27 protein-coding genes and 1 pseudogene are annotated in these 22,655 nt (G+C 58.9%); all 28 read left to right on the forward strand.

Annotated features, from left to right (window positions below; all coding sequences use genetic code 11):
• The first annotated feature begins 99 nt into the window (after positions 1–99).
• Entirely contained in the window at positions 100–384 is a 285-nt protein-coding gene (locus FVF58_RS09485; protein WP_149669643.1) for a hypothetical protein, read from the forward strand.
• Between the two features lie 62 nt (positions 385–446).
• Positions 447–575 carry a hypothetical protein gene (locus tag FVF58_RS54130; protein ID WP_281291167.1) on the forward strand — a complete coding sequence of 43 codons (129 nt, stop codon included), beginning with the start codon at positions 447–449 and terminating at the stop codon, positions 573–575.
• Positions 576–1,018: 443 nt separating this feature from the next.
• On the forward strand, positions 1,019–2,194 hold the full coding sequence (locus FVF58_RS09490) for an oxidoreductase (protein ID WP_149669644.1): 1,176 nt from the start codon (positions 1,019–1,021) through the stop codon (positions 2,192–2,194).
• Positions 2,195–2,296: 102 nt separating this feature from the next.
• The gene (locus FVF58_RS09495; protein ID WP_149669645.1) at positions 2,297–3,022 is read left to right on the forward strand and encodes an HNH endonuclease; all 726 of its coding nucleotides are present in this window, start codon (positions 2,297–2,299) and stop codon (positions 3,020–3,022) included.
• A 252-nt stretch (positions 3,023–3,274) separates the two neighbouring features.
• Entirely contained in the window at positions 3,275–3,796 is a 522-nt protein-coding gene (locus tag FVF58_RS09500) for a hypothetical protein (protein WP_149669646.1), read from the forward strand.
• A gap of 1 nt (position 3,797) precedes the next feature.
• Positions 3,798–5,177 (forward strand): phage terminase large subunit, encoded by a 1,380-nt coding sequence (gene terL / locus FVF58_RS09505; protein WP_149669647.1) that lies wholly within the window; start codon positions 3,798–3,800, stop codon positions 5,175–5,177.
• Positions 5,178–5,180: 3 nt separating this feature from the next.
• The gene (locus tag FVF58_RS09510) at positions 5,181–6,665 is read left to right on the forward strand and encodes a phage portal protein (protein WP_149669648.1); all 1,485 of its coding nucleotides are present in this window, start codon (positions 5,181–5,183) and stop codon (positions 6,663–6,665) included.
• Entirely contained in the window at positions 6,646–7,461 is an 816-nt protein-coding gene (locus tag FVF58_RS09515; protein ID WP_149669649.1) for a phage head morphogenesis protein, read from the forward strand. The genes FVF58_RS09510 and FVF58_RS09515 overlap by 20 nt, the downstream gene beginning before the upstream one ends.
• Positions 7,451–7,618: a hypothetical protein gene (locus FVF58_RS51330; RefSeq protein WP_188130768.1), complete on the forward strand. Its 168-nt coding sequence runs from the start codon at positions 7,451–7,453 to the stop codon at positions 7,616–7,618. The genes FVF58_RS09515 and FVF58_RS51330 overlap by 11 nt, the downstream gene beginning before the upstream one ends.
• Positions 7,615–7,950, forward strand: a pseudogene (locus FVF58_RS54680) (NUDIX hydrolase); the annotation flags it as partial. The gene FVF58_RS51330 and the pseudogene FVF58_RS54680, both read left to right, overlap by 4 nt.
• A 36-nt stretch (positions 7,951–7,986) precedes the next feature.
• The gene (locus FVF58_RS09520) at positions 7,987–9,273 is read left to right on the forward strand and encodes a DUF2213 domain-containing protein (protein ID WP_246216993.1); all 1,287 of its coding nucleotides are present in this window, start codon (positions 7,987–7,989) and stop codon (positions 9,271–9,273) included.
• A gap of 18 nt (positions 9,274–9,291) precedes the next feature.
• Complete coding sequence (locus FVF58_RS09525; RefSeq protein ID WP_149669651.1) at positions 9,292–9,804, forward strand: structural cement protein Gp24; 513 nt, start codon at positions 9,292–9,294, stop codon at positions 9,802–9,804.
• 114 nt (positions 9,805–9,918) lie between these two features.
• A complete protein-coding gene (locus tag FVF58_RS09530) occupies positions 9,919–11,073 on the forward strand; it encodes a major capsid family protein (protein WP_149669652.1) in 1,155 nt (384 codons plus the stop codon).
• 98 nt (positions 11,074–11,171) lie between these two features.
• The gene (locus FVF58_RS09535; protein WP_149669653.1) at positions 11,172–11,567 is read left to right on the forward strand and encodes a hypothetical protein; all 396 of its coding nucleotides are present in this window, start codon (positions 11,172–11,174) and stop codon (positions 11,565–11,567) included.
• The gene (locus FVF58_RS09540; RefSeq protein WP_149669654.1) at positions 11,564–11,980 is read left to right on the forward strand and encodes a DUF4054 domain-containing protein; all 417 of its coding nucleotides are present in this window, start codon (positions 11,564–11,566) and stop codon (positions 11,978–11,980) included. The genes FVF58_RS09535 and FVF58_RS09540 overlap by 4 nt, the downstream gene beginning before the upstream one ends.
• Before the next feature lie 52 nt (positions 11,981–12,032).
• Positions 12,033–12,746, forward strand: coding sequence for a hypothetical protein (locus tag FVF58_RS09545; RefSeq protein ID WP_149669655.1), 714 nt, complete (start codon positions 12,033–12,035; stop codon positions 12,744–12,746).
• Positions 12,743–13,126 carry a hypothetical protein gene (locus tag FVF58_RS09550; RefSeq protein ID WP_246216994.1) on the forward strand — a complete coding sequence of 128 codons (384 nt, stop codon included), beginning with the start codon at positions 12,743–12,745 and terminating at the stop codon, positions 13,124–13,126. Before FVF58_RS09545 ends, FVF58_RS09550 begins: the two co-directional genes overlap by 4 nt.
• The gene (locus tag FVF58_RS09555) at positions 13,090–13,842 is read left to right on the forward strand and encodes a phage neck terminator protein (protein ID WP_149669657.1); all 753 of its coding nucleotides are present in this window, start codon (positions 13,090–13,092) and stop codon (positions 13,840–13,842) included. The genes FVF58_RS09550 and FVF58_RS09555 overlap by 37 nt, the downstream gene beginning before the upstream one ends.
• 62 nt (positions 13,843–13,904) lie before the next feature.
• Positions 13,905–15,413: a DUF3383 domain-containing protein gene (locus FVF58_RS09560; RefSeq protein WP_149669658.1), complete on the forward strand. Its 1,509-nt coding sequence runs from the start codon at positions 13,905–13,907 to the stop codon at positions 15,411–15,413.
• A 94-nt stretch (positions 15,414–15,507) separates the two neighbouring features.
• Complete coding sequence (locus tag FVF58_RS09565) at positions 15,508–16,062, forward strand: hypothetical protein (RefSeq protein WP_149669659.1); 555 nt, start codon at positions 15,508–15,510, stop codon at positions 16,060–16,062.
• Positions 16,063–16,126: 64 nt separating this feature from the next.
• Positions 16,127–16,558, forward strand: coding sequence for a phage tail fiber protein (locus FVF58_RS09570; protein ID WP_149669660.1), 432 nt, complete (start codon positions 16,127–16,129; stop codon positions 16,556–16,558).
• A complete protein-coding gene (locus tag FVF58_RS09575; protein ID WP_149669661.1) occupies positions 16,559–16,987 on the forward strand; it encodes a hypothetical protein in 429 nt (142 codons plus the stop codon).
• Between the two features lie 1,135 nt (positions 16,988–18,122).
• Complete coding sequence (locus FVF58_RS09585; RefSeq protein WP_149669663.1) at positions 18,123–19,787, forward strand: phage tail tip lysozyme; 1,665 nt, start codon at positions 18,123–18,125, stop codon at positions 19,785–19,787.
• Positions 19,787–20,386: a phage baseplate protein gene (locus tag FVF58_RS09590; RefSeq protein WP_149669664.1), complete on the forward strand. Its 600-nt coding sequence runs from the start codon at positions 19,787–19,789 to the stop codon at positions 20,384–20,386. Before FVF58_RS09585 ends, FVF58_RS09590 begins: the two co-directional genes overlap by 1 nt.
• A gap of 2 nt (positions 20,387–20,388) precedes the next feature.
• Entirely contained in the window at positions 20,389–20,718 is a 330-nt protein-coding gene (locus FVF58_RS55185) for a phage baseplate plug family protein (protein ID WP_149669665.1), read from the forward strand.
• 1 nt (position 20,719) lies between these two features.
• Complete coding sequence (locus FVF58_RS09600; RefSeq protein ID WP_149669666.1) at positions 20,720–21,583, forward strand: baseplate hub protein; 864 nt, start codon at positions 20,720–20,722, stop codon at positions 21,581–21,583.
• A gap of 112 nt (positions 21,584–21,695) precedes the next feature.
• Positions 21,696–22,295, forward strand: coding sequence for an oxidoreductase (locus FVF58_RS09605; protein ID WP_246216996.1), 600 nt, complete (start codon positions 21,696–21,698; stop codon positions 22,293–22,295).
• Positions 22,295–22,645 carry a contractile injection system sheath initiator gene (locus FVF58_RS09610; RefSeq protein WP_149669668.1) on the forward strand — a complete coding sequence of 117 codons (351 nt, stop codon included), beginning with the start codon at positions 22,295–22,297 and terminating at the stop codon, positions 22,643–22,645. Before FVF58_RS09605 ends, FVF58_RS09610 begins: the two co-directional genes overlap by 1 nt.
• Positions 22,646–22,655: the final 10 nt, after the last annotated feature.

Raw genomic sequence — 22,655 nt, forward strand, 5'->3', positions numbered from 1 at the left:
GGTATATACTGTGTCCGTACTGTTCAGTAGTGGTTCTTCAGCCCTACAGGCTTTTGAATCGAACGGTAGGGCCGAAAGGCTCACCCCAAATCCCCGCGAGTGGGTAAACTCGTCTCCGAATTCCCTGAAGCCCTGCTCGGTCCAAAGCCGCGCGGGGCTTTTTCATTTCCGCCCGCCATGCGCTCATATGCCCTCCCCTCCAGCCAGTACGGCAACCCGGAGGACGTCTATGCAGCCACCCAGGCGCGCGAGAAACGGCAAGCCCAGCAAGAACACAAGCGCCCTACTCTGACGCTCAAGCCACGCAAGCAGGAAGGCTGGAGCGAAGCGAGAAAGCGCGCTGAAGAACTGTTTCACCCTGCCGCTCCCTGTTCTGTGGAGTAACCCGCCCGCAGACGTGCAACGCGTCTCTCGCCGGGAATCTCCGGCCAGAATTCGAGATTGAAATGACCGAAGCTCAAGCCTTGATTGACAGCCTGGAAACTGACCTCGACCGCATGCGCGGCGCGATCGATCCGGCGTTGAAGGCATCCATGATTGCCCGGCTGGAAGCGCTGAGGAAGCTGATCCTATGAATCCCAATCACGTCATCGCAGAGTGGCTAAATGCCGCTGCCCGCGCTCATCACCAATGGTCAAAATACTGCGACCAATGGGCGTTGGCGCTTTGGGGTATGTGATGCCCCCCCGCTTCCCTCGTCACGCATAGGTCGGCTATGCGGAGTACTCCCGGGTGCGGGAAGCACTACTATATGTAGCCGAAAAGCTACGCGAATCGTCTGAATGGCGGATTCGGTAGCCTAAGAGCATCTTCAAGGGAGCGCGCAGTACTTTGGACTGGTGGCTTTGCGCGCAGCCGCATGCCAGTCCGCTCCCTTGAGGGTGAACCGAAGAGGTCGCGCAGTGCGATAGCACCCTGCGGGTTAGCGGACTGAACGCAGTAGCTCTCACCCTACCATTTGTCGACTCCCCCTTCGACATTGCCGTCTTCGGACGGCTTTTTTATTCCAGGCAAATCCTTGGCACGACAATACGATCCGCGCTTGCGTGAATTCGCTGATGTCAGGGAAGCCGCATTCCTCGACGCGATCGAGAAGCACGGCAAGCCCACTCTCGCAGCCAAGGCGCTCGGCCTGCATCACAGCGTCGTGATCCGCGCTCTGGATAATCTGGAGAAGCGGGCGGCGAAGATGGGCTTCAGTCCGCGGCATGACATGACGCGCGCCTGTCCTCCGGGATTCCGGTCGCGCGGCACGTCGACGCTCGTCAAAGGCGATGGCACGATCGCCATGCAGTGGGTGAAGACGGAAGTCGACAAATCCCAAGATGAAGCGATTCTGAGGGAGTTTGCTGAATCGCTGGCAGATGGCGTCAAAGCTCTCGCGCCGATCACGCCTCCGCCAGAACACACCCTATCCGACCTTCTGTGCGTCTACCCGCAAGGCGACCCGCACGTCGGATTGCATAGCTGGTGGGCCGAAGCAGGAGAAGATTTTGATTTGAAGATTGCCGAGCGCCTGATGTGCGCCGCAATCGATCGGCTGGTAGCAATCGCGCCGGCTGCTGAAACTGCCCTTCTCCTGAACCTCGGCGATATGTTCCACGCCGACAATCAGAAGAACGAAAGCCAGTCGGGTCACAAGCTCGACGTAGATGGGCGTTGGGCGAAAGTCCAGCAAGTCGGTCTGCGCGCGATGCTCCATTGTGTGCGCCGACTGCTCGAGAAGCATAAACGCGTGATTCTTCGCATTAACCGCGGCAATCACGATGGCCATTCGGCGTATGCGCTGGCCCTGATGATTTCGTGCTACTTCCATGACGAGCCGCGCGTCGAGGTTGACCTGTCGCCTGCTGTCGCCTGGTACTTCCAGTTCGGCAAGGTGCTGATGGGATCAACCCATGGCGACACGATCAAGGGACCGGACATGCTGCCTATCATGGCGGCAGACGAGCCCGAGAAGTGGGGCGAAACGACGCACCGTTACTGGTATGTGGGCCACGTCCACCACCAGGACATTAAGGAATACCGCGGCGGCACTGTGGAGTACTTCCGCACCCTAGCCGCTCGCGACGCCTGGCATGCTGGCCAAGGTTACCGCGCTGGGCGCGATATGCGCCTGATTGTGCATCATCGCATTCACGGTGAGATCGAGCGGCATCGAGCCGACATCGGCATGCTGCAAGAGGCTGCATAGCGTTATAATTCAAGAGCACGGCTATCTCGACGGAGAGAAAAGCGGGTTTGACCGCCCGCCTGCCGTGCCTTCCGAAACGGTCAAGATCCTAGTCAGGTCTAAATGAAGATCATTTCTCGCGCCGAGGCGAAAGCCGCCGGCCTCAAGACGTATTTCACTGGCAAGCCGTGCAAGTACGGTCATGTTGCCGAGTGCCAGACAGTCAACTACACCTGTTGCGAATGCAATAGGATCAAGAAGTCCGCTCAATATAAGGCGGATCTTGAGAAGTCGCGGGCGAATCGTCGCGAATACTACGCAGCGAACACCGAAAGGTTGGCCGAAAATGCTAAGCGCAGCCGCATGAATAACCGCGAAAAGCTTCTGGCTGGCAAGAAGGCGTACTACGAGAGAGTCAAGCTCGACCCGGAATGGCAAAAGCGGGAATCAGAAAAGCGTTTGGCGAATCGCGAGAAGAAGCGCGAATACGACAAGCAATACGCTATCGCCAATTCAGCCAAGAAGGTTGAGAACGCTAGGTCTTGGATCAAGGCTAATCCAGACAAGCGCGCGACCATCACGTTTTCATATGACGGGCGGCGACGCGCCAAAACCAAGCAAGGCGATAGCACAAAAGCCATTCGTGCTTGGGTCAAGGCAGCCAAGAAAGTCTGCTACTGGTGCGGTGTGAAATGCGACGATGATTACCACATCGACCATTACGAGCCCCTGTCTAAAGGTGGCGAGCACAGGATTTCAAATCTCGTGATCGCCTGCCCGACATGCAATCTACGCAAGAACGCCAAAGACCCGCTGGAATTCGCGGCGAGCGTCGGGCGCTTGTTCTAGCCGCACCACCTACCACGTCGAGTATGGCGAGGTGGCGCGCAATACCGTCGTGCCTGAGATGTTCGAGGTCGCCTGATGACACCCTTCAGTGAAAAGCCGCGCCTCCGCTTCAATGGATGGATATGGATGCTGACTCCGCCTGTAGCGCGTCCGGGGTTCCATTTCCAATACTTCAGTCGCTCACCCAAAGCCGCCTATTTGCACTGGCTATCAGAAGCCCAGTCTCTTGAGCGCGCATGCCGCCACTAAACCATGCCACGCAATATCGACTGGGACACCATCCGCGCCGAGTATGAGGCCGGTGGAAGTCAGGCATCGCTCGCCAAGAAGCACGGCGTAAGCCGGGGCGCAATACAGAAGCACATTGCCGCAGAGGGCTGGACGCAAGACCTTGAGCCGGCCATTCAGCGCAAAGTAGCAGAGAAAGTAGCAGGGGTAGTAGCAGCCTGCGACCCTAAAAAAAAGGCCGAGGCGATTGATGCCGAAGCTACCCGCCGTGCTGATGTGGTGCAACGCCACCGGGATGAGTGGGACGAACACAAAGAGATCGTCGACACCGCGATCGGCACGAAAGACTTCGAATCGGCCAAGCTCGCCAAGATCACAGCGGAGACGCTGAAGATTCGGCAGGAAGCTGAGCGCAAGGCTTGGGGCATCGATACCCAGGTGGCGCCAGTTACCAATGTGACGGTCAGCCAGATCGGCGGCGCACAGGCCACCGTCGACGAAATCCGATCCGTGATTCAGGAGAACGCGGCGACACCAAAGGTCTAGCATGGAATTCTCCGACAAAGAGCGGCGCTCGTTCCGTTCGCTGTCGATGGCCGACCTGTACTGGTTCACGCGCTGGATGTTCGTCAATCGTCGCGGTTATACGTGGCAGCAGGCGGCGCACCATATACAGGTGTGTGAAGCCCTGACTCGCGTGTTCAATGGCGAATGCAAGCGACTCATCATCAATATCCCGCCGCGATACTCAAAAACGGAGATCGTCAAGAATTTCATTGGCTGGTCCCTTGGGCATTACCCCGACTGCGAGTTCATCTACACGTCCTACTCTGCCCGGCTCGCTGCGGCTTCGTCATGGGACGTTCGTGGGCTCGTGCAGGAACCTGAGTATCAGGCGATCTTCCCTGGCGTTCAGCTTCGCGACGACAGCAAGGCAAAGGACGAGTGGCGAACCAGCGCAGGCGGCATCGTCTACGCGGTGGGCTCGGAAGGCACGATCACCGGCTACGGCGCCGGCAAACTGCGCCCAGGTTTCGGCGGCGCACTGCTGATCGATGATCCGCACAAGGCCGATGAGGCGCGATCCGATGTGATGCGCCAGAACGTGATCGACTGGTTCCAGAACACGTTCGAGTCGCGCAAGAACAGTCCAGAAACGCCGATCATCCTCATCATGCAGCGCTTGCATGAGAGCGATCTGGCTGGCTGGCTGCTAGCTGGCGGCAATGGCGAGAAGTGGGAGCACGTTTGTCTGCCTGCTCTGCGCGATGACGGCACTGCACTTTGGCCTGAAAAGCACAGCGTCGAAGAACTCCGGCGCATGGAAGCCGCGGCGCCCTACACGTTCGCCGGCCAGTATCAGCAACGGCCGTCACCGGCTGAAGGCGGCCTGTTCAAGCCGGATCGCATCGAAGTCATTGATGCATTGCCCGCTGGCGCTCACAGCTTTGTTCGCGGATGGGACCTGGCGTCAGTCGTGAATGCGGGCGACTGGACTGCCGGGCCTCGCATTGGGAAATTGCCCGATGGCCGATACGTCATTGCAGATATGGTGCGAGTCCAGGAAGGCCCGGACCAACGCGATTCAACGATGAAGGCGACGGCCACGCGGGACGGAACCGGAACCAAGATCAGCATTCCGCAGGACCCCGGCCAGGCAGGCAAGACGCAAGTCGCCTATCTCACAAAAATGTTCGCCGGCTATCGCATCATTGCCACGCCAGAAAGCGGCGACAAGGTAACGCGCGCCGAACCCTTTGCATCTCAGGTCAACGTAGGCAACGTCGTAATGGTTCGCGGACCGTGGAACGCTGCGCTTATTGACGAGATGCGGATGTTTCCCAATGGCTCATTCGACGATCAGGTCGACGGATGCAGCCGCGCCTTTGCAGAACTCATAGCCAAGCGCGCCTCATTTTTCGGTTAATCCATGTTCAACTGGTTCAAGCGCAAAGCCCCGGCGAAGGAAGCAGCGCGGGAGCCGCATACCATTTTCTCGACGCATTTGCCGGTCAGCAGGGACGCGGGGCAGAGGTACGCCGCCCACATGGAGCAGGCAATCCGCATGATGCCGGAGGTGGTGGGCGGCACGATGGACGAGGCCGACTATTCCGCCCTCAAGCTCACCCCTACGCCGACCGTCACCAACGGCGCATTGATGGACTGGTACGCCTCGCAGTCGTTTATCGGCTGGCAGGCATGCGCCCTGCTCGCCCAGCACTGGCTGATTGACAAGGCCTGCTCGATGCCGGCGCGTGATGCGACCCGCAACGGATGGGACGCAGTCACGGTCGACGGCGATGAACTCGACGACGAATCCGCGAAGATCCTCAAGAAGTACGATAAGAAGTATCGCGTCAAGTGGCAGGCTGAGCAGATGGTCCGCATGGGCCGGATCTTCGGCATCCGCATGGCGATCTTCAAGGTCAATTCCACCGACCCCGAGTATTACAAGAAGCCGTTCAATCCGGACGGTGTGGAACCGGGCTCGTACAAAGGCATCTCGCAAGTCGATCCGTACTGGTGCGCCCCGCTCCTCGATGCCGCGGCGACCAGCGATCCGGGCAACATTCACTTTTACGAGCCGACGTTCTGGATTATTGGGGGCGTGACCTATCACCGCTCGCATCTGCACATCTTCCGCACGGCTGAACCGCCTGATGTGCTGAAGCCGATGTACATGTACGGCGGAATCCCCGTCGCGCAACAGATCATGGAGCGCGTCTACGCCGCAGAGCGCGTGGCTAACGAAGGCCCGTTGCTCGCGATGTCGAAGCGCACCAACGTCTGGCTGACGAACATGTCGGCGTTCCAGATGGCCGGCGACGAAGCCCTGCAGAAGATGCAGCAATGGATTGCCTTCCGGGACAACTTCGGCATCAAGATCGGCGACAAGGAAGCGGACGATTTCAAGCAGTTCGAGACGTCGCTTGCTGATCTGGATGCGGTCATCATGAACCAGTTCCAGATCGTTGCTGCGGCCGCTCGCGTGCCGGCCACGAAGCTTCTCGGAACATCGCCGAAAGGTTTCAACGCTACTGGCGAGTACGAAGAAGCCAGCTATCACGAGGAACTCGAAAGCATCCAGGAGCACGACCTGACGCCGTTTCTCGAGCGTCATCACCTTCTGTCGATGCTTTCCGAAGGCAAAGAGCCTGTCGAGACCACCGTCTCATGGCGTCCGCTTGACGCGCCGACTGCGAAGGAACTGGCCGAGACGAATCTCGTCAAGGCGCAGACGGATGTTCAACTCGTTCAATCGGGCGGCATCCAGTCGTCAGATGTGCTCAAGCGTGTCGCACAAGACCCGGATTCGGGCTATTTCCAGCTTGGCCAGGACAGCGACGACGCACTGGCAGAACTCGGCCTTTCAGATGCAGCGATAGGGGCGGCACGTGAACTCGGCATCGTCTAAACGCGGTGGAGCGCTCATATCTAGCGCTTCCATTGCCGACCAGTACGAAAAGGCTATTGTCGCCCTGCTTCGCAAGATGACCGAAGAGACGGTGAGCGAACTGCGGGCGATGTTCGACGATCCGGGCTATGCGATGGATGCCATTGACGGCAATCCTGCCTCGCGTGCGCGGATCATCATCAACTACCTCAAGCGCAAGTACGGCAAGTACTTCAACAAGCTGGCCCAGACCGCAACCGAGCGGATGATCCGGCAGACGATCAAGCATTCGACGGTCACGCTCAATATCTCGCTGAAAGAGATTGCGAAAGAGATCGAACTCGATCCTGCATTCCTCAACACCGGGCGCTTCAAAGAGATTGTGACCGCCTCGACGCAAGAGGCCGCGCAACTCATCAAGACGCTGCCCGAACAGTACCTGTCGCAGGTGCAAGGCCAGGTGATGCGCTCGATCACGACCGGGACCGGATTGCAAACGCTGGTGCCGTTTCTGCGCGAGAAGTACGGGCAGAACGTGCGGAAGGCTCGCAGCGTGGCGCACGACCAGACGCGCAAGGCGTACTCCAATATCTCCAATGCGCGGATGATGGCGGCTGGTGTCGAGGAGTTCGAGTGGGTGCATTCGCGCGGCGGCAAGGTGCCGCGCCCTCAGCACGTCGCATGGGGCGGGAAGATCTTCCGCTTCGACAAGCCTCCTGTTGACGACACATTCGGGCCAGTACTTCCTGGCATAGCGATCAACTGCCGCTGCTTTGCCCGTCCTATTCTGAATTTTGGATACAAAGATGCCTCCTAAGACCACCACCGCCGCACCGACCAACGCTGTTGCTGACGCGCTCGACGCCATCAATGACCTCGCGAGCAAGGCGGAACTCTACGCCTCTCACGATCAGGCCGGCGTGCTGCGCGTGAAGATTCAGGCGCTCGTCGCTCAGGCGAAGGCGGCACTGTGACTCCAATCCTAGCCGCTGGTGTCCTGTATCTCACTGACGGCAAGGTGCTGCTCGTTAAGCGAAGCGCGGATTCCGAGGACTATCCGGACACGTGGTCGTTTCCCGCGGGTCACGTAGAGCCCGGTGAAGATCCGATGCTTGCCGCAGCGCGCGAGTCGTCCGAGGAAGTGGCTCATATGCCGCTCGCCCTGACGCCGATGCAAAGCAACTCGCCCGACTTCGCTCTGTTTCTGAGCAGGGGCGAAATCTTCACGCCGATCATCAATGCCGAATCCAGCGACGTGATGTGGGCGCCTGTTGGCGATCTTCCCGAACCGCTGCATCCTGGCGTGGCTGAGTCGCTGGCCAGTCTCGTTGCGGCGGAAGCGATGGATGAAATCGCCGCAGTGAAGTCACGCATCGAGTTCGCCGACGCCTGGGCGCAGGACAAGTCGTCCCGCGTTGAGGACGTCAACGGCTGGCCGGAAATCAAGGATAACCCGATCAGCAAGGTCGGCATCTTCGACTATCAGGGCTCGCAACTCCCCGGCGCACCCGATCCGAACAAGATGTATCGGGTCTACCGCCCTGCCGAAGAACTGAGCGACCCCGACACCATCGAGTCGTTCAAGCTCATCCCGTGGATTGACAACCACGTGATGCTCGGCGACGAAGAAGAAGGATTGACGCCGCCCGAACAAAAGGGCGTGCAAGGCGTCATTGGCCAGGAAGTTCGCTTTGATCCGGAAGCCTTTGGGCACGGCGCGCTACTCGGCAATCTCAAGCTTTTCTCATCGGCGCTCGCCGATGCGATAAACGCCGGCAAGAAAGATCTCTCGCTCGGCTATCGCTGCACGTACGACTGGACGCCGGGTGAATTCAACGGCGAGCCCTACGACTGCGTGCAACGGCAACCCCGTGGCAATCATTTGGCCTCAGTTAAGCGAGGTCGCATGGGCCAAGGCGTCGCGGTGCTAGACGCCGCATTTACGTGTGATTCCCTCCCTGAAAAGGAAAGCAAGATGGCTGAAACCAGCAACACCGCCGCCGTTGGCGGTTCCAGCGGCGGAGCGTCGCTGGAGGATATGCGCGCACAGTTTGCTGAATTCGTCGCAAAGATGGACGACGTAATTCAAACTGCAGCGGCAATGAAGGCAGCACTCGGCGCAGGCGCAGAAAGCGGCGGCGAGGCTTCTGAAGAGGCAGGCGTCGAAGAATCGGGCGAAGAAGAAACCTCCGACGCAGAAGAAGGCGTTGCCGCTGCAGGCGAAGGCGCCGAGAAGAAGGAAGCCGCAGAAGTCGGCAAGGACAACGCCGCCGCTGAATCGGCTGGCACCGAACAAGCCAAAGAGGCAGTGGAGAAGAAGGACGCAGCCATGGACGAAGCAGCCCTGTTCAAGAAGTTCGAAGCGCGCACCGAAGCGCGTAACACCCTCGCCGCCAAGCTCTCGAAGCACGTCGGCACGTTCAATGCCGTTGGCATGGACGAACAGGCCGTTGCGGTGTACGGCTGCAAGAAGCTCGAACTGAAGGCACCGAAGGGCCAGGAACTCGCTTTCCTGTCCGGCTTCCTCGCCAGCAACAAGGCCCCGTCCGAGGCTGTGACCGTGAAGGCTGCGGGCATGGATTCGGCTAACGGCTGGTTCGCGAAGCAGTCGCACGCGAAGCGCGCTTAATCCACGGAGAACGAAACCATGTTCCAACAGACTGTCAATGTCATGCAAGGCTTCGGCGTGCCGGGTGAAGTGCAGCTCGCGAGCCCGAAACGCGTCGAAAGCCTGATCATCAACTCGGCCGGCGCAACGCCGAACGTGTACGGCTTCGCAGCCACGAAATCGAACGCGACCAACATCGCCAAGATGGGCGGCGCCATCACCAACGGCTCGACTGTATTCGCCGGCCTGATGGTCAATCCGAAAGCGGCAACGCTGTTCGGCACGACCTCGGGCACGCTGGCACCGACGCTGGCGATTCCCGACAACCAGCAAGCCGACTTCCTGACGATGGGTGATGTCACGGTGGCTGTCAACACCGCGTGCAACATCGGCGATCTCGTGTCGTACAACACGACGACCGGCGCACTGAGCACGTACGCTCCGGGCGGCACGGTTCCGGCTGGTACCACAACGATCCCGAACGCGATCGTGTATCGCTACCCGGTCGCAGCAGTCGGCGGCGGCATCACCGTCGTTCGTCTGACCAACTAACTCACGGGGCTTTAAGCCCAAATCCCCTGGCCCCGCCCTGAGCGGGGTTTTTATTGGCCTCGCTAAATGCGGGGCTTTTTCGTTTGGGCTTATCGCCAAAAGGAAAAGGACAAAATGGCTCTGCAAATCTCCAAAACTTATTCCGGCGTGAGTGGTCGCGAGGCCGCCGCACGTCGCGCTGAGGGCAAGCCGCTCTTTGCGATGGATAGCGCTGACGTACAGCACTACGTCGAACTGAAGCTCGCCGGCCTCGGCATCGATCAAGGCTGGGCGGCAAAGGCTGCGCGTTTCGCAATGGACGCCGCGGCGATGGACGATCCGCAAGGCGGCGTTTTCACCGCGTCGATCGGCACGCCGGTTCAGTTCCTGCAAGCATGGCTGCCGGGTCTCGTGCGCGCCGTGTTCGCAATCCGCCAGATCGACGAAATCGTCGGCATGTCGACGGTCGGCGAATGGCACGACGAAGAAGTCGTGCAAGGCTCCATCGAATCGATGGGTGACGCCGTTCCGTACGGCGACCTGTCGAACGTGCCGCTGGCATCGTGGAACGTGAACTTCGAGCGCCGAACCATCGTCCGCTTCGAAAAGGGCTTCGCGGTTGGTCGTCTAGAAGAAGCGCGTGCCGGTGCAATGCGTGTTTCGTCGCAAGCTGAAAAGCGTATCGGCGCTTCGACGGCGCTCGACATCCAGCGTAACCTAGTTGGCTTCTTCGGCTACAACGGCGGCGCAGACCGCACGTACGGTCTGTTGAACGACCCGTACCTGCCGGCATACGTGACGGTGGCGAACGGCGCAACGTCGGGCTCGCCCCTGTGGTCGACCAAAACGACGCTGGACATCATCTCCGACCTGCTGGTTGCGTTCAAGACGATCGAGATCCAGTCGGGCGGCAACATCCAGCCGAAGGTCGACGACACGACGCTCGTTCTCCCGACCGGCTTCGACACGTACCTCGGCCTGCCGACGACCCTCGGCTACTCGGCTTCGGCATGGCTGCGCGACAACTATCCGAAGTGCCGCGTGATCACCGCACCGCAGTTTGCCGCGGCGAACGGTGGCGCGAACGTGTTCTATCTGTTTGCCGATCGCGTTTCGAGCGAGCCGGATTCGACGGACGATGGCCGCACGTTCCTGCAGGCAGTGCCGGCGAAGTTCCAGACGCTCGGCGTGCAGCAGGAGTCGAAGCGCTACATCGAGGACTTCACGAATGCTAGCGCTGGCGTGATGACGAAACGCCCGTGGGCCGTCGTGCGTTACAGCGGGATCTAAGCAGCTTTGCCCGGACTAGGCCGCGCGAGCCGAAGCCACGCCATACCTCCTAACGTGGCGCGTCCGGGCATCTCATTTCGGAGGCAGGAGAAAAGAACATGCCTTACATCGCATCGACCCTCACTTGCGACCAGAAGTACACGCATTTCAGCCGCAATGCTGACGGCTTCCTGACCGAGATCGAAGACAAAACCGTTGTCATCAAAGGCGGCTTCGGTCTCGCCACCAAGAATTTCGTGACGCCGACCGGCGCGACGCTGACGCCGATCACGGACGAGCAGCTTGCATCGCTCGAGCAGCATTCGCAATTCAAGATGCACCAGGACAAGGGTTTCGTGAAGGTCGTGAAGGGCGGCTCGGCTGACGGCGACAAGGCCGCATCGGGCATGACGCTCGGCGACAAGTCGCAGCCGCTCAATCCGCAGATGTATCAGAAGAAGGACGAAGACCGTCCTGAAATCCTGTCCGTCAACACCGGCCCGATCAAAGTATGACCTTCGATCCCGTTGCCTTCCGGGCAGCGTTTCCGGCATTCCAGGAGACGCCTGATGCCGCCATCCTGGTATGGGCGAGCATCGTTGAGCAATCACCGATGGCGTCGTGGTTCGCCTGTGCACCGCTGACCCAGCAACAACTGATCGTGGCGCACATCGGCTACATGCTGGCGAACGCCAACTCGATCGGCAATTCGCAGGGTGGCGGCGCTGTGGTGAGCGGCACGGAAGGCAGCGTATCGGCTTCGTTCGTTGCGCCCCCGGTCAAGGATGGGCTGGAGTATTACCTATCGAGTTCGACCTACGGGCAGATGCTGTGGGCGATGCTCAATATCAGTTCTGCTGGCGGGGTGTATGTCGGCGGCCTGCCTGAGCGGCATGCGTTTCGTAAGGTGGGCGGGACGTTTCGGTAACTACGGATCGTCCTCCTTGCTCATGTCCTCTGCCTGATGACACGACTCGATCATGTCGGCGATTTCCTCGACCTCTGATGGACTCAGTTCGAACCGGTACGAGCACCGCGGGCACTTGATCCCGATCTTCAGGTACTCGTCGAGATTCCTGAAAAAACTGAACCCGCACCGTTCGCAAACGAACGGAATCGACTCCTCTAATGTGCGCGAGCTGTACATGCGGCTGAACCTTGACAAGATCAACGAGCGCCTTCAACCGCTCAAAGAAAAGGTAATCCAGGCGGGGATTCTCGGCGGGCAATACGAGGACGGCACGAACATCGCCTACGTGGCGGCCATCCAGGAATACGGCGCTCCTGCTGCAAAGATACCCCCTCGCCCATTCCTGTCAACTGCCGCCGCGGACAACCAGAAAGACTGGACGAAGCACCTCGGCGAAGGCATCGCGGCGGTCGCTGCGGGTCAACTCACTGCGGAAGACCTCATGGAGGCAGTCGGCTCCCTGATGGCGGCCGACATCCAGAAGAAGATATCAGAAATCAACGCGCCCGCCCTGAGTCCGATCACGATCATGCTGCGCGGGATGCGTAGCCACGACCGTAACCTCAAAGTCACGGGAAAGACTGTGGGCGAGGCCGCACAACGCGTTGCGGAAGGGCTGACGGACTACGGCGCGACGACCAAGCCGCTTGTCCCGGCTGAGGCCGAGGGTGGCACCGGGTTGCTCCTTAAGTCCATCTCTCATAACGCGGTGGACAAATCATGAAGCTGCGGACAATCGCCAACGGCGCGATACAGGGCATCAACCGCAATCAGCAGATCACGTGGGTGCAGAACAGCGGCTATACGACCGCGGCGGATGGAACCCGGACGCCTAATCAGGCGTCGACGCCGGTCTGGGCCAACGTCCAGGCATTAAGCGGCACTGATCTTCGTCATATGGATGGCCTGAACATCCAGGGCGTTATGCGCTCGGTCTACCTGTATGGCGACGTGGAAGGCATCGTGCGCGCCAACGGCCAAGGCGGCGACATTCTCCAGTTCCCGATGTCTCCGGGCGGCACGATGCATGACTGGCTGGTCACGCAGGTTATGGAAACCTGGTCTGAATGGTGTCGCGTGATCGTCACCTTGCAAAACCCATGACGACCTTATCCCTCACCGAATCGCAGACCCTCGCGGCGCTGCGATCGTTCATACAGTCGGTTCTTCCGGCGAGCATCGAAGTAGTTCTCGCGCAGCAAAACCGTGTGGCGATGCCGCAAGGGGCGTTTGTTGCCATGACGCCGCTCTCGCGAACGAGGCTTGCGACGAACGTCGACACCTATTCGGATTGCGCCTTCGTCGGCTCAATCGCTGGAAACACGCTGACCGTGACTGAGATGAGCCTCGGAACGATCGCTGTTGGCGCAACGCTGTTCGGTGCTGGCATCACAGCAGGAACGACGATCACCGCGCAGGGAACTGGCACGGGCGGCATTGGAACCTACGCAGTCAGCCAGCCGCAGACCGTAGCAAGCGAAGTCATGGCTTGCGGCAGCAAGAGCATGTTGCAGGCTACTCAGGTGGTTGTGCAGCTAGACCTCTATGGGCCTGGCTCTGCCGACTACGCACAGATCCTGACCACGACGTTTCGTGACGGATACGCGGTCGACCAGTTTGCATCGTCCGGATTCGACGTCGCGCCACTTCATGCCGACGACGCGAATCAGATGCCGTTGATCGACGGCGAGTCCCAGTATGAAGAGCGCTGGACCATCCGCTGCACCTTGCAATGCAATCCGTCCGTGACGGTTCCTCAGCAGTTCGCATCCAGCCTCGAAGCCAGCGTCATTAGCGTTCAAGCGCAATACCCCGCCTAATCCGCATCACCCCTTTCTTTCGAGCCCGCCACTGAGCGGGCTTTTTTCATTCTGGAGCCCAAATGGCGAGCATCCCAGCCAGCGCGATCGTATCCGTAGTGCCCTCCGTAATTTCGGCTGGTGGGAGTGCACTTGAACTCATCGGCTTGTGCCTTACGTCGAACCCCCGCGTTCCGACCGGTCAAGTCCTCTCGTTCCCCTCGGCATCGGCCGTGTCGTCCTATTTCGGCCCGGTATCGGTTCAGGCCGCGCAAGCCGCGATCTATTTCGCCGGCTTCGAAGGCTCGAATGTGCTGCCGGCTGCAATGCTGTTCGCACAGTACAACCTTGCAGCCGTTCCGGGCTATCTGCGTGGCGGCAGTGTGTCGGGCCTGACGCTCACACAACTGCAGGCACTAAGCGGAACGCTGACGATCACGTTCGCTGGCACTGGCCTTACGTCGTCGACCATCAACCTGTCGTCGGCGACGAGCTTTTCGAACGCGGCCACGATCATTCAGGCCGCTTTCACGTCGCCCCCGTTCGCGGTCACCTACGACAGCGTGTCGGGTGCATTCGTGTTCACGAGCACGGCGTCGGGCGCGACGGCTACGATCACCTATGCCACGGGCACTTTGGCCGCGGGGCTTCTGCTTACGCAGGCTGCGGGCGCAACCCTGTCGCAAGGCGCGGCTGCGGCTGCCGCTCCGGCTGCCTACATGAATGGCATCGTCGCGCAGACGACGAACTGGGCAAGCTTCTTCACGGACTTTGATCCAGACGCTGGCAGCGGCAACGCGCTCAAGTACGCATTTGCGGCATGGGCTGGTACGACTCAAGACGAGTTCGTCTACTTCTGCGAAGACGCAGACATCACGCCGACCCAGTCGACGAACGCCGCTTCCTCGCTGGGCCAGAAGATCATCGCGGCCGGTATCTCGGGCACGGCGCCTATTTACGTGCCGAGCATTCCGTACGGTCTCGCCGCTTTCGCTTCGGGCTCGGTCGCATCGATCGACTTCACCGAAACGAACGGTCAGGCGACGCTGGCGTTCAAGTCGCAGTCGGGCATCGTGCCGAGCGTCACCAACCAGACCGTGGCGGCGAACCTGCAAGCCAATGGGTATTGCTGGTATGGAGCGTACGCCACGGCAAACCAAGGCTTTGAATTCTTCTATCCCGGAACGATTTCTGGGCCTTTTGAGTACATCGACGCGTATGTCGGCCAGATTTGGTTGAATAGCGCACTGCAACTTGCGCTTATCGAGCTGCTGGTTAACGTAAAGAGCATCCCCTATAGCCCTTCCGGCTATGCGCTCATCAGCGCAGCGATGATGGACCCCATCAATGCTGCACTTAACTTTGGCTTGATTACTCCGAACGTAACCCTGTCATCAGCGCAGCAGGCGGAAGTGAATAATGCGGCTGGAAAGAGCATTGCGGGCAACCTTCAATCGCAGGGGTATTACTTGCAAGTTCTTCCGGCCAGTTCCCAGGCTCGCGGAAATCGCCAATCACCACCGGTAACGCTCTGGTACTGTTCCGGAGGTGCCGTGCAGCAGATCAATGTCGCATCCGTGGAAGTTCAGTAGTAAAATATTAATGTGCGGGATAGGAGGCATCCGACAAGCCAGTTCCCTAGCTGGCTTCCCGCACCACTCACTAGGGTTTGCTTAGGGGCAAACAATGAATCTGAAAACCTGCACAAAGTGCGGTGTGACGAAGGCGTTTGATCATTTCCACGCGCATAACAGATCGAAAGACGGTAAGCGCTCAACGTGCAAAACTTGTCGACAGAGCGAAGATCCCGGCGCAGCGGCGCGGGCCAGGCGGTATTACGCTAACAACCGAGAAAAGGTTCTTGCCTATCAAAAGGCATATTCCAAGGATCACCCGGAAGTCGCGGCTCGATCTCAAAAAGTCTGGCTCGGGAAGAATGGATTTTTGTATCAAGTCCAATGGAAGCGAAATAATCCAGGTCGTGTTAATGCACTAACTGCAAAGCGCAGAGAGTGTGTGCGCCGAGCGACACCGACTTGGGCCAATCTGGTGGAAATCGAGAAGTTTTACATCGAAGCGCGCGCTTTGACGGAATCCACGGGTGTGCCTCATCACGTCGACCACGTCGTACCGATGACATCAAAACTCGTCTGTGGTCTTCACTGCCAGTTCAACTTGCAAGTGCTGCCTGGGAAAGAGAATCTCCAAAAGCATAATCGGCACTGGCCGGATATGCCGTAAGCAGCATTCACCGAATTCAACAAAGCCACCCTTCGCGGTGGCTTTTTCATTTCTGGAGCCTTAGATGGCAGACATCACCTCAGCGAACAGTTCGCTCCTAATCGGTGTTAGTGGGCTTTTCACGATCCCCCAGCATCTCGCCGGCTTCAGTGCCGACGACATGTACGAAATTGCCAGCGTTGATAACAAAGAGGTCATGATCGGCGTTGATGGCGTCCTGTCTGCCGGCTGGATTCCCGCGGTGAAGGTCATGACCGTGACGCTTCAGGCTGACAGCGCGTCGAATACATTTTTTGAGAGCTGGGCCGCGTCAGAAGAAGCCGCGAAAACCCCCTTCTTCGCCTTCGGCGTCATCAATCAACCTTCTGTCAGCCGCATTTACACCCTGACGAACGGCGTGCTGAAGAACTACACGCCTCTCGCGCATGCCGGCCGAACCCTTCAGCCGCGCAAGTTCGAGGTGCATTGGCAGACCGTTATCGGAGCGCCGATCTAAATGGCCCGCAAGACTAAGACGCTGGTCATTGAGACCGCTGGCCGCGACGCCGGCAAGATGTTCCACATCACGGAGCTGTCGGCATCCGAAGCTGAAGCCTGGGCCACGCGCGCCCTCTTCGTCATGATGAACTGTGGCGTGGAGGTTCCCGATGACCTCATGTCGGCCGGTCTTGCCGGCATCGCAGCGATCGGCATCAAGTCGCTGTCGCGTGTTCCGTACGAGATGGCGAAGCCGCTGTTCGATGAAATGATGGCCTGCATCGCCGTCGTTCCCGATCCGAAACAACCTCTTGTGAAGCGCGGCTACGGTGGTGTCGGTCCGATGATCGAGGACGACATCGAGGAAGTCTCGACGCGCCTGCAACTCCGCAAGGCAGTCCTCGAATTGCATCTCGATTTTTTCTTCTCGCCGCCCGATCAAAACTAGAGGGGGCGGAGGGAGCGTCGAGGGTTTAATCGACTATCCCAATGTCTCTCGCTCGATCGGCATGGTGGTTTCGAGAAAGTACGCGACGTTGCATGAGTTGCAGACCGTATATGGGGCAGAAGACCTCTATGACTTTCTTGAAATCGTCGTTGTAGACGCGGCGAACGAGCGCACGTTAAACGAAAGAAAGGATTGATATAATCGCCATGCGCGGCCTAGGCTGATCCCCGAAAGCCCGGTTCCTAGCCGGGTTGGCCGCGCCCACATAAACTAGGGTTGCTATAGGGGCAACGATGGGAATAAAAAAATGCGCGAAGTGTGGCGTTGACAAGCCGCACGAAGAATTCTCTATAAAACGAGACAACCGAGACGGGCTCAAAACAGAGTGTAAGGCGTGCGATAATTTGCGCGCCCGAGCGGCGTATGAGTCTAAGAAGCAGAAGTATAAGGAATGGTATAAGGCCAATGCTGAAAGGCTGCGCGCCGACTATTTGGATGACGTCGACAAAAGACGAGAGTACCAAAGGATTTACAGAAGAAAACGATACGCGAGCAATCCAGAGCGAATTGCGGAGTTGAGCAAAGAGTACAACGCCCGACACAAGGGGCGAGCCAATGCCAGAACGGCTAAGCGGTACGCGGCGAAGACTCAGGCCACTCCGATTTGGGCAAGCCCCAAAAAGATCGCAGAGATATATGAGGAGTCTGCGCGCATCACTCGCGAGACGGGAGCCCCGCATCACGTAGATCACATCGTGCCATTGCGATCAAAGCTGGTCTGCGGGCTGCATTGCGAGGCTAATCTGAGAATCATCCCCGGATCTGAAAATAGGCAAAAGTCGAATAGCCACTGGCCCGACATGCCTTAAGAAAACAGTAGCCCACTTCGGTGGGCTTTTTTATTGCCCAAGGATTAAGCATGCCGCAGGTCGTAGACGCCCTATTCGTGACGCTCGGCCTTGACCCGTCGAACTTCCTCTCGGGCCAGAAGAAGGCCCAGCAGGCCACGAAGGATCTTTCGGCCGCTCACGACAAGGCACAGAAGCAGATCGAGGAACGCAACAAACGCGCGGTCGAGTCTTTCAAGTCGGTGCGTAACGAAGTCCTCGCACTGCTGGCGATCTTCACTGCCGGCATGGGCCTGAAGGAGTTCACGCAGCACACGATCGGCTCGGCCGTGCAACTTGGCTACATGGCCAAGAATCTGCAGATGAGCACGCAGGAGCTTTCCGCGTGGCAGCGTGCGGCGGAACGTGCGGGCGGAAGCGCTGATGGCATCACGAGTGCGCTGCAAGACTCGCAGCAACAGATCGCAAAGTTTCGGCTCGGCCAGGTTGGCGACCAGATGCAGGCGTTCTTCCGCTTCGGCGGCAAGACCAGCGATCTGAAGGATGGCAATTCGTATCTGATGGCTCGGGCGCAGATTGTCCAGCGTCTCTTTGCGGTTGATCCGGGTCGTGCGCAAGCTGTCGCCCAGATGATGGGCGTCGGCGGCGATCAGTTCAACTTCATCAAGCAGGGTCCGCAGGCGATTCTTGCTCTCGTCGATGCGCAGAAGAAAAATTCAGCCGTCACCGAAGAACAGGCAGAAAAAGCGCTGAAGCTTCAAAACGCGTGGCTCGACCTTCGCGACCGGCTGCAATACGTCGGCACGACGATTCTGTTGCAGTTGATGCCGACCTTCGAATTGTGGCTGCAGAAGCTTCAGGCCATGGCCGATTGGGTTGCGGATCATAAACAGGACATCTCGAACTGGGTCAATGAGACGGTCAACGCGATTCAATCGTTCATCAGTGCGGCTGACAAGGCGGCTGATGCGGTGGGCGGCTGGAAGAACGTCCTGATTGCCCTGGCAGCGCTGAAAGTGCTGTCGACAGTATCTCCCCTGCTTCAATTGGCCGGCGCGCTGTCGAGCGTAGGCGGCGGATTGGGCGCGATTGCCCTGTCTGGCCCTGGCGCGCTCGTTGCGCTTGTCGGGCTATCGGCTGCCGCCGAGAAGATGCGGCAAAGCGCATTTGACAAGGCCATCCCGAAGGGGCCGAGCCACGATCAGTATGTCGCGGAAGCGGTCGCGGGTGGCGCGGTTACCCCGAATGTCAGCCAACCTCCCCCTGGGGGATTTGGCAAGCTCGGCGCATGGCTGAAAAACTCCTTCGGAAACTCCGAGGCCGGCCGTCAAAAGCAGGCTATGGATTACTTCCTGAGCCAGGGGTGGACGCCCGCTCAAGCGGCCGGGATTGTTGGAAGTCTCACGCAGGAAAGCGGCGTGGATTCCACGTCTCGAAATAAATCGTCCGGTGCGTATGGAATCGGCCAGTGGCTTGGCGGACGCGTCCAGGACTTCAAGAAATGGTCTGGTCACGATCTCCAGGGATCCTCCTTTCAAGATCAACTCGGTTTCATGCAGTACGAGTTGACCAAAGGCAATGAGCAGGGCGCAGGGCGCCGGCTGAGAGCGGCGAGAACCGCTGAGGAGGCTGCCGCGATTCACTCGCAATACTATGAGCGCCCTGGAACGGCAGAGGCCAATATCGCCAACCGGCAAGCCTATGCGCGCGTTCTATATGCGGGCGTCGGGCAGGCGAATGCGTCGCAGATCGCGGGCAATTCCGCTGCGGTTAGAGGGCCCGGCTCCTCGGGTAGTGTCTCAAACTCGACCACGACCGCGTCGACCAACATCAACGGCCCGATCACGATCCAGACGCAGGCGACCGACGCTCAAGGAATCGCCCGCGAGTTCGGTAAGGCCGTGGCGAAATACAGCTTCACCGTGCCGCAGGCAAACACAGGGTTGACGTAATGGCGAATGGAATCCCCGCTCTGCTTGGCAAGGTTGCCAACGTCACCAACACGGTCTCCCTGGTTGTCGCCGACGCCGCCATCATTCTCGGTTTCTTCTCCGGGCCAAAGTGGGGAGTCTTCAATCAGGATGGTTCGTTAGCGCTTCAGCCGGATTCGATTGTTGCGCTGGAATTTTCCAGAGAGTGGCGGATTCCTGACTATCCTGTCGAGCAGGGATCATTCGAATCCTATAACAAGGTCGTTCTCCCGTCCGAGACCCGGATCAGGATGACCAAGGGTGGATCGGATGCGGATCGGTATCACTTTCTAGGCCAACTCTCTGCGCTTGCGAGATCTTTGACTCTGCTCAATATCTCCATGCCAGAGGGCAAGATGATCCAAAGCGTCAACATCAACCATTTCAATCTCAGTCGAACATCAACCAATGGCGTCGGTCTGGTGACGGTTGATGTTGCGCTCAAAGAGGTTCGCGTGACGGCAACGTCGGCGTTTTCGAATACGGCTCAACCGAGCGGATCCGATCCGACGAGTACTGGCGCCGTTCAACCTCAAGCGCCTACATCGGCGCAATCATCGGCGGCGAGCCAATCACAATAGCCATGCAGATCATCCCCATCAATGACACGTACTCGCAGCAGGTAACGTCCTTGCTGGGTGGGCAGAACTGCCAGTTCAATCTCTACCAGAAGAGCAGCGACGATCTGTACTGCGACGTGTACGTGAACAACGCCCCGATCATCACCGGAGTTCGGTGCAGGAACCTCGTTCGGATCGTGCGAGATTCGTACCTCGGATTCGTTGGCGACGTCATGTTTCTGGATACTCAAGGCACCACGACGCCGCCGAGCACCGGGCTCGATCCATCCTCCCCCGGCTTGGGTACGCGATACCTATTTTGCTACCTTAGCGCAACGGATCTGCAGGGCTGATATGGCCTTTACCGAGAAACAACTCCAGATCACGATCAGCCTCGGTCAAGGTCAATTCGGGGACACTGGTGCGAACACGGTCACCCTCAGCGGCCTGAGAGTCAGGGCCGAGATCCAGCAGTTCGGCGGCGATGCGATGCCGCAGGTTCAGTTGCTCGTCTACGGCTTGCCGGCGAGCATGATGAACCAGTTGACTGCCATCGGCCCGATCAACTCGGCGGTGCTGTTTCAGAACTCCGTGCTCATCGCGGCGGGCGATAGCGGGAAAACGTTGACGACCGTCTATAGCGGGAGCATCTGGCAGGCTTGGGCCGACTACAACCAGATCCCCGAATCGGCGCTGAACATCTCCGCAGTGGGTGGACTGGCGGCCTCGCTCAAACCTGTTGCGGCGACGAGCTACACCGGATCGGCCGATGTCGAAACGATCATGCAGTCCCTAGCCTCGCTGGCCGGTCTGTCGTTCGTCAATCATGGTGTTTCCGTGCAACTGTCGAATCCATACTTCCCCGGCACTGCACTCGCGCAGATCCGAGAGTGTGCGCAGGCGGCAGATTGCAACATCACGATCGAGAACGGCGCCCTTGAAATCTGGCCGAAAAATGGCTCTCGCAGCCTGCCTGCCATCCCGGTCGTTTCGGTTGAGACCGGCATGGTCGGATATCCGACTTTCTCAAGTAACGGCCTGATGGTAACGACGATGTTCAACCCGTCGATCAAGATCGGTGGTCAGTTCCAGGTGCAAAGCTCGATCAAGCCGGCCAATGGCATATACGTAGCCACGCAGATTTCGCATTCGCTCGAAAGCATGGTGCCGGAAGGCCAGTGGTTCACGCATATTCTCGGGGTTCCGCAAATTGGCTGAAATCGGATATCTCGGGAACGCAGGGCCAACCGACAACGGCTCCGACTTCAACGCCAACACGTTCCTTGTCTGGTCGATCCTCGCGCGTGTGCGGACGATGCAGCCGTGCAAGGTGCTCGCCGTCACGAACAATGGCGGTGTCGCTCCGGTTGGTTTCCTGACGCTGCAACCGCTCGTTAATCAGCTTGACGGCTATGGCAACGCCACGCCGCACGGCCCGATTTACAACGTGCCGTACTTCAGGCTTCAGGGCGGCGCGAACGCGATCATTATTGACCCGCAAGTCGGAGACATCGGCTTCGCTGGCTTTGCTGATCGCGACATCTCGAGCGTGAAGGCGAACAAGGGCCAGGCGAATCCCGGCAGCAAGCGTCAGTTCTCAATGGCGGATGCGGTCTATATGGGTGGAATCCTTAACGGGACGCCGAGCCAGTACATTGCCTTCAGCGCAAGCGGTGTGGCGATTACGTCGCCCACTGCGGTGACGATCACCGCCCCGACCGTGAACATCGACGCGTCAACGCAGTGCGCGATCAACTCGCCGAACATCATCCTGAATGGCCCGATTGAGCAGGGTCAAGGATCGAATGCAGGCAACGCCTCGATGGGTGGCACGTTGACCGTCACTACAGATGTGATTGGTGGCGGCAAGAGCCTCAAAAATCATACGCACCCCGATCCGCAGGGCGGCAATACCGGACCTCCAAACTGATGGACTCTCTATATCTCGACCCGGCGACTTGGGATTTGGCGGTGGATGCGTCGGGCTCGATCGCCGTCTGCGCCGATCCCTATGCGCTTGCGCAAAACGCCGCGACCGCGATCCGCACGTTTCTTGGCGAGGTGTACTACGACACGACGATCGGCGTTCCATACTGGTCCGATATTCTCGGCCATTTCCCGTCACTAGCCGTCGTCAAGGCCGATCTCGTCGCTGCCGCGGAAACGGTGACTGGCGTAACGAGCGCGCAAGTTTTCATTACATCCGTGGTGAACCGCCAGCTTTCTGGCCAGGTGCAAGTCACAGACGCCAACGGCAACGTCTCAGCCGCCAGCTTCTAGGCATCACCCC

It is taken from the genome of Paraburkholderia panacisoli (assembly GCF_008369935.1).
Lineage (GTDB): Bacteria > Pseudomonadota > Gammaproteobacteria > Burkholderiales > Burkholderiaceae > Paraburkholderia > Paraburkholderia panacisoli.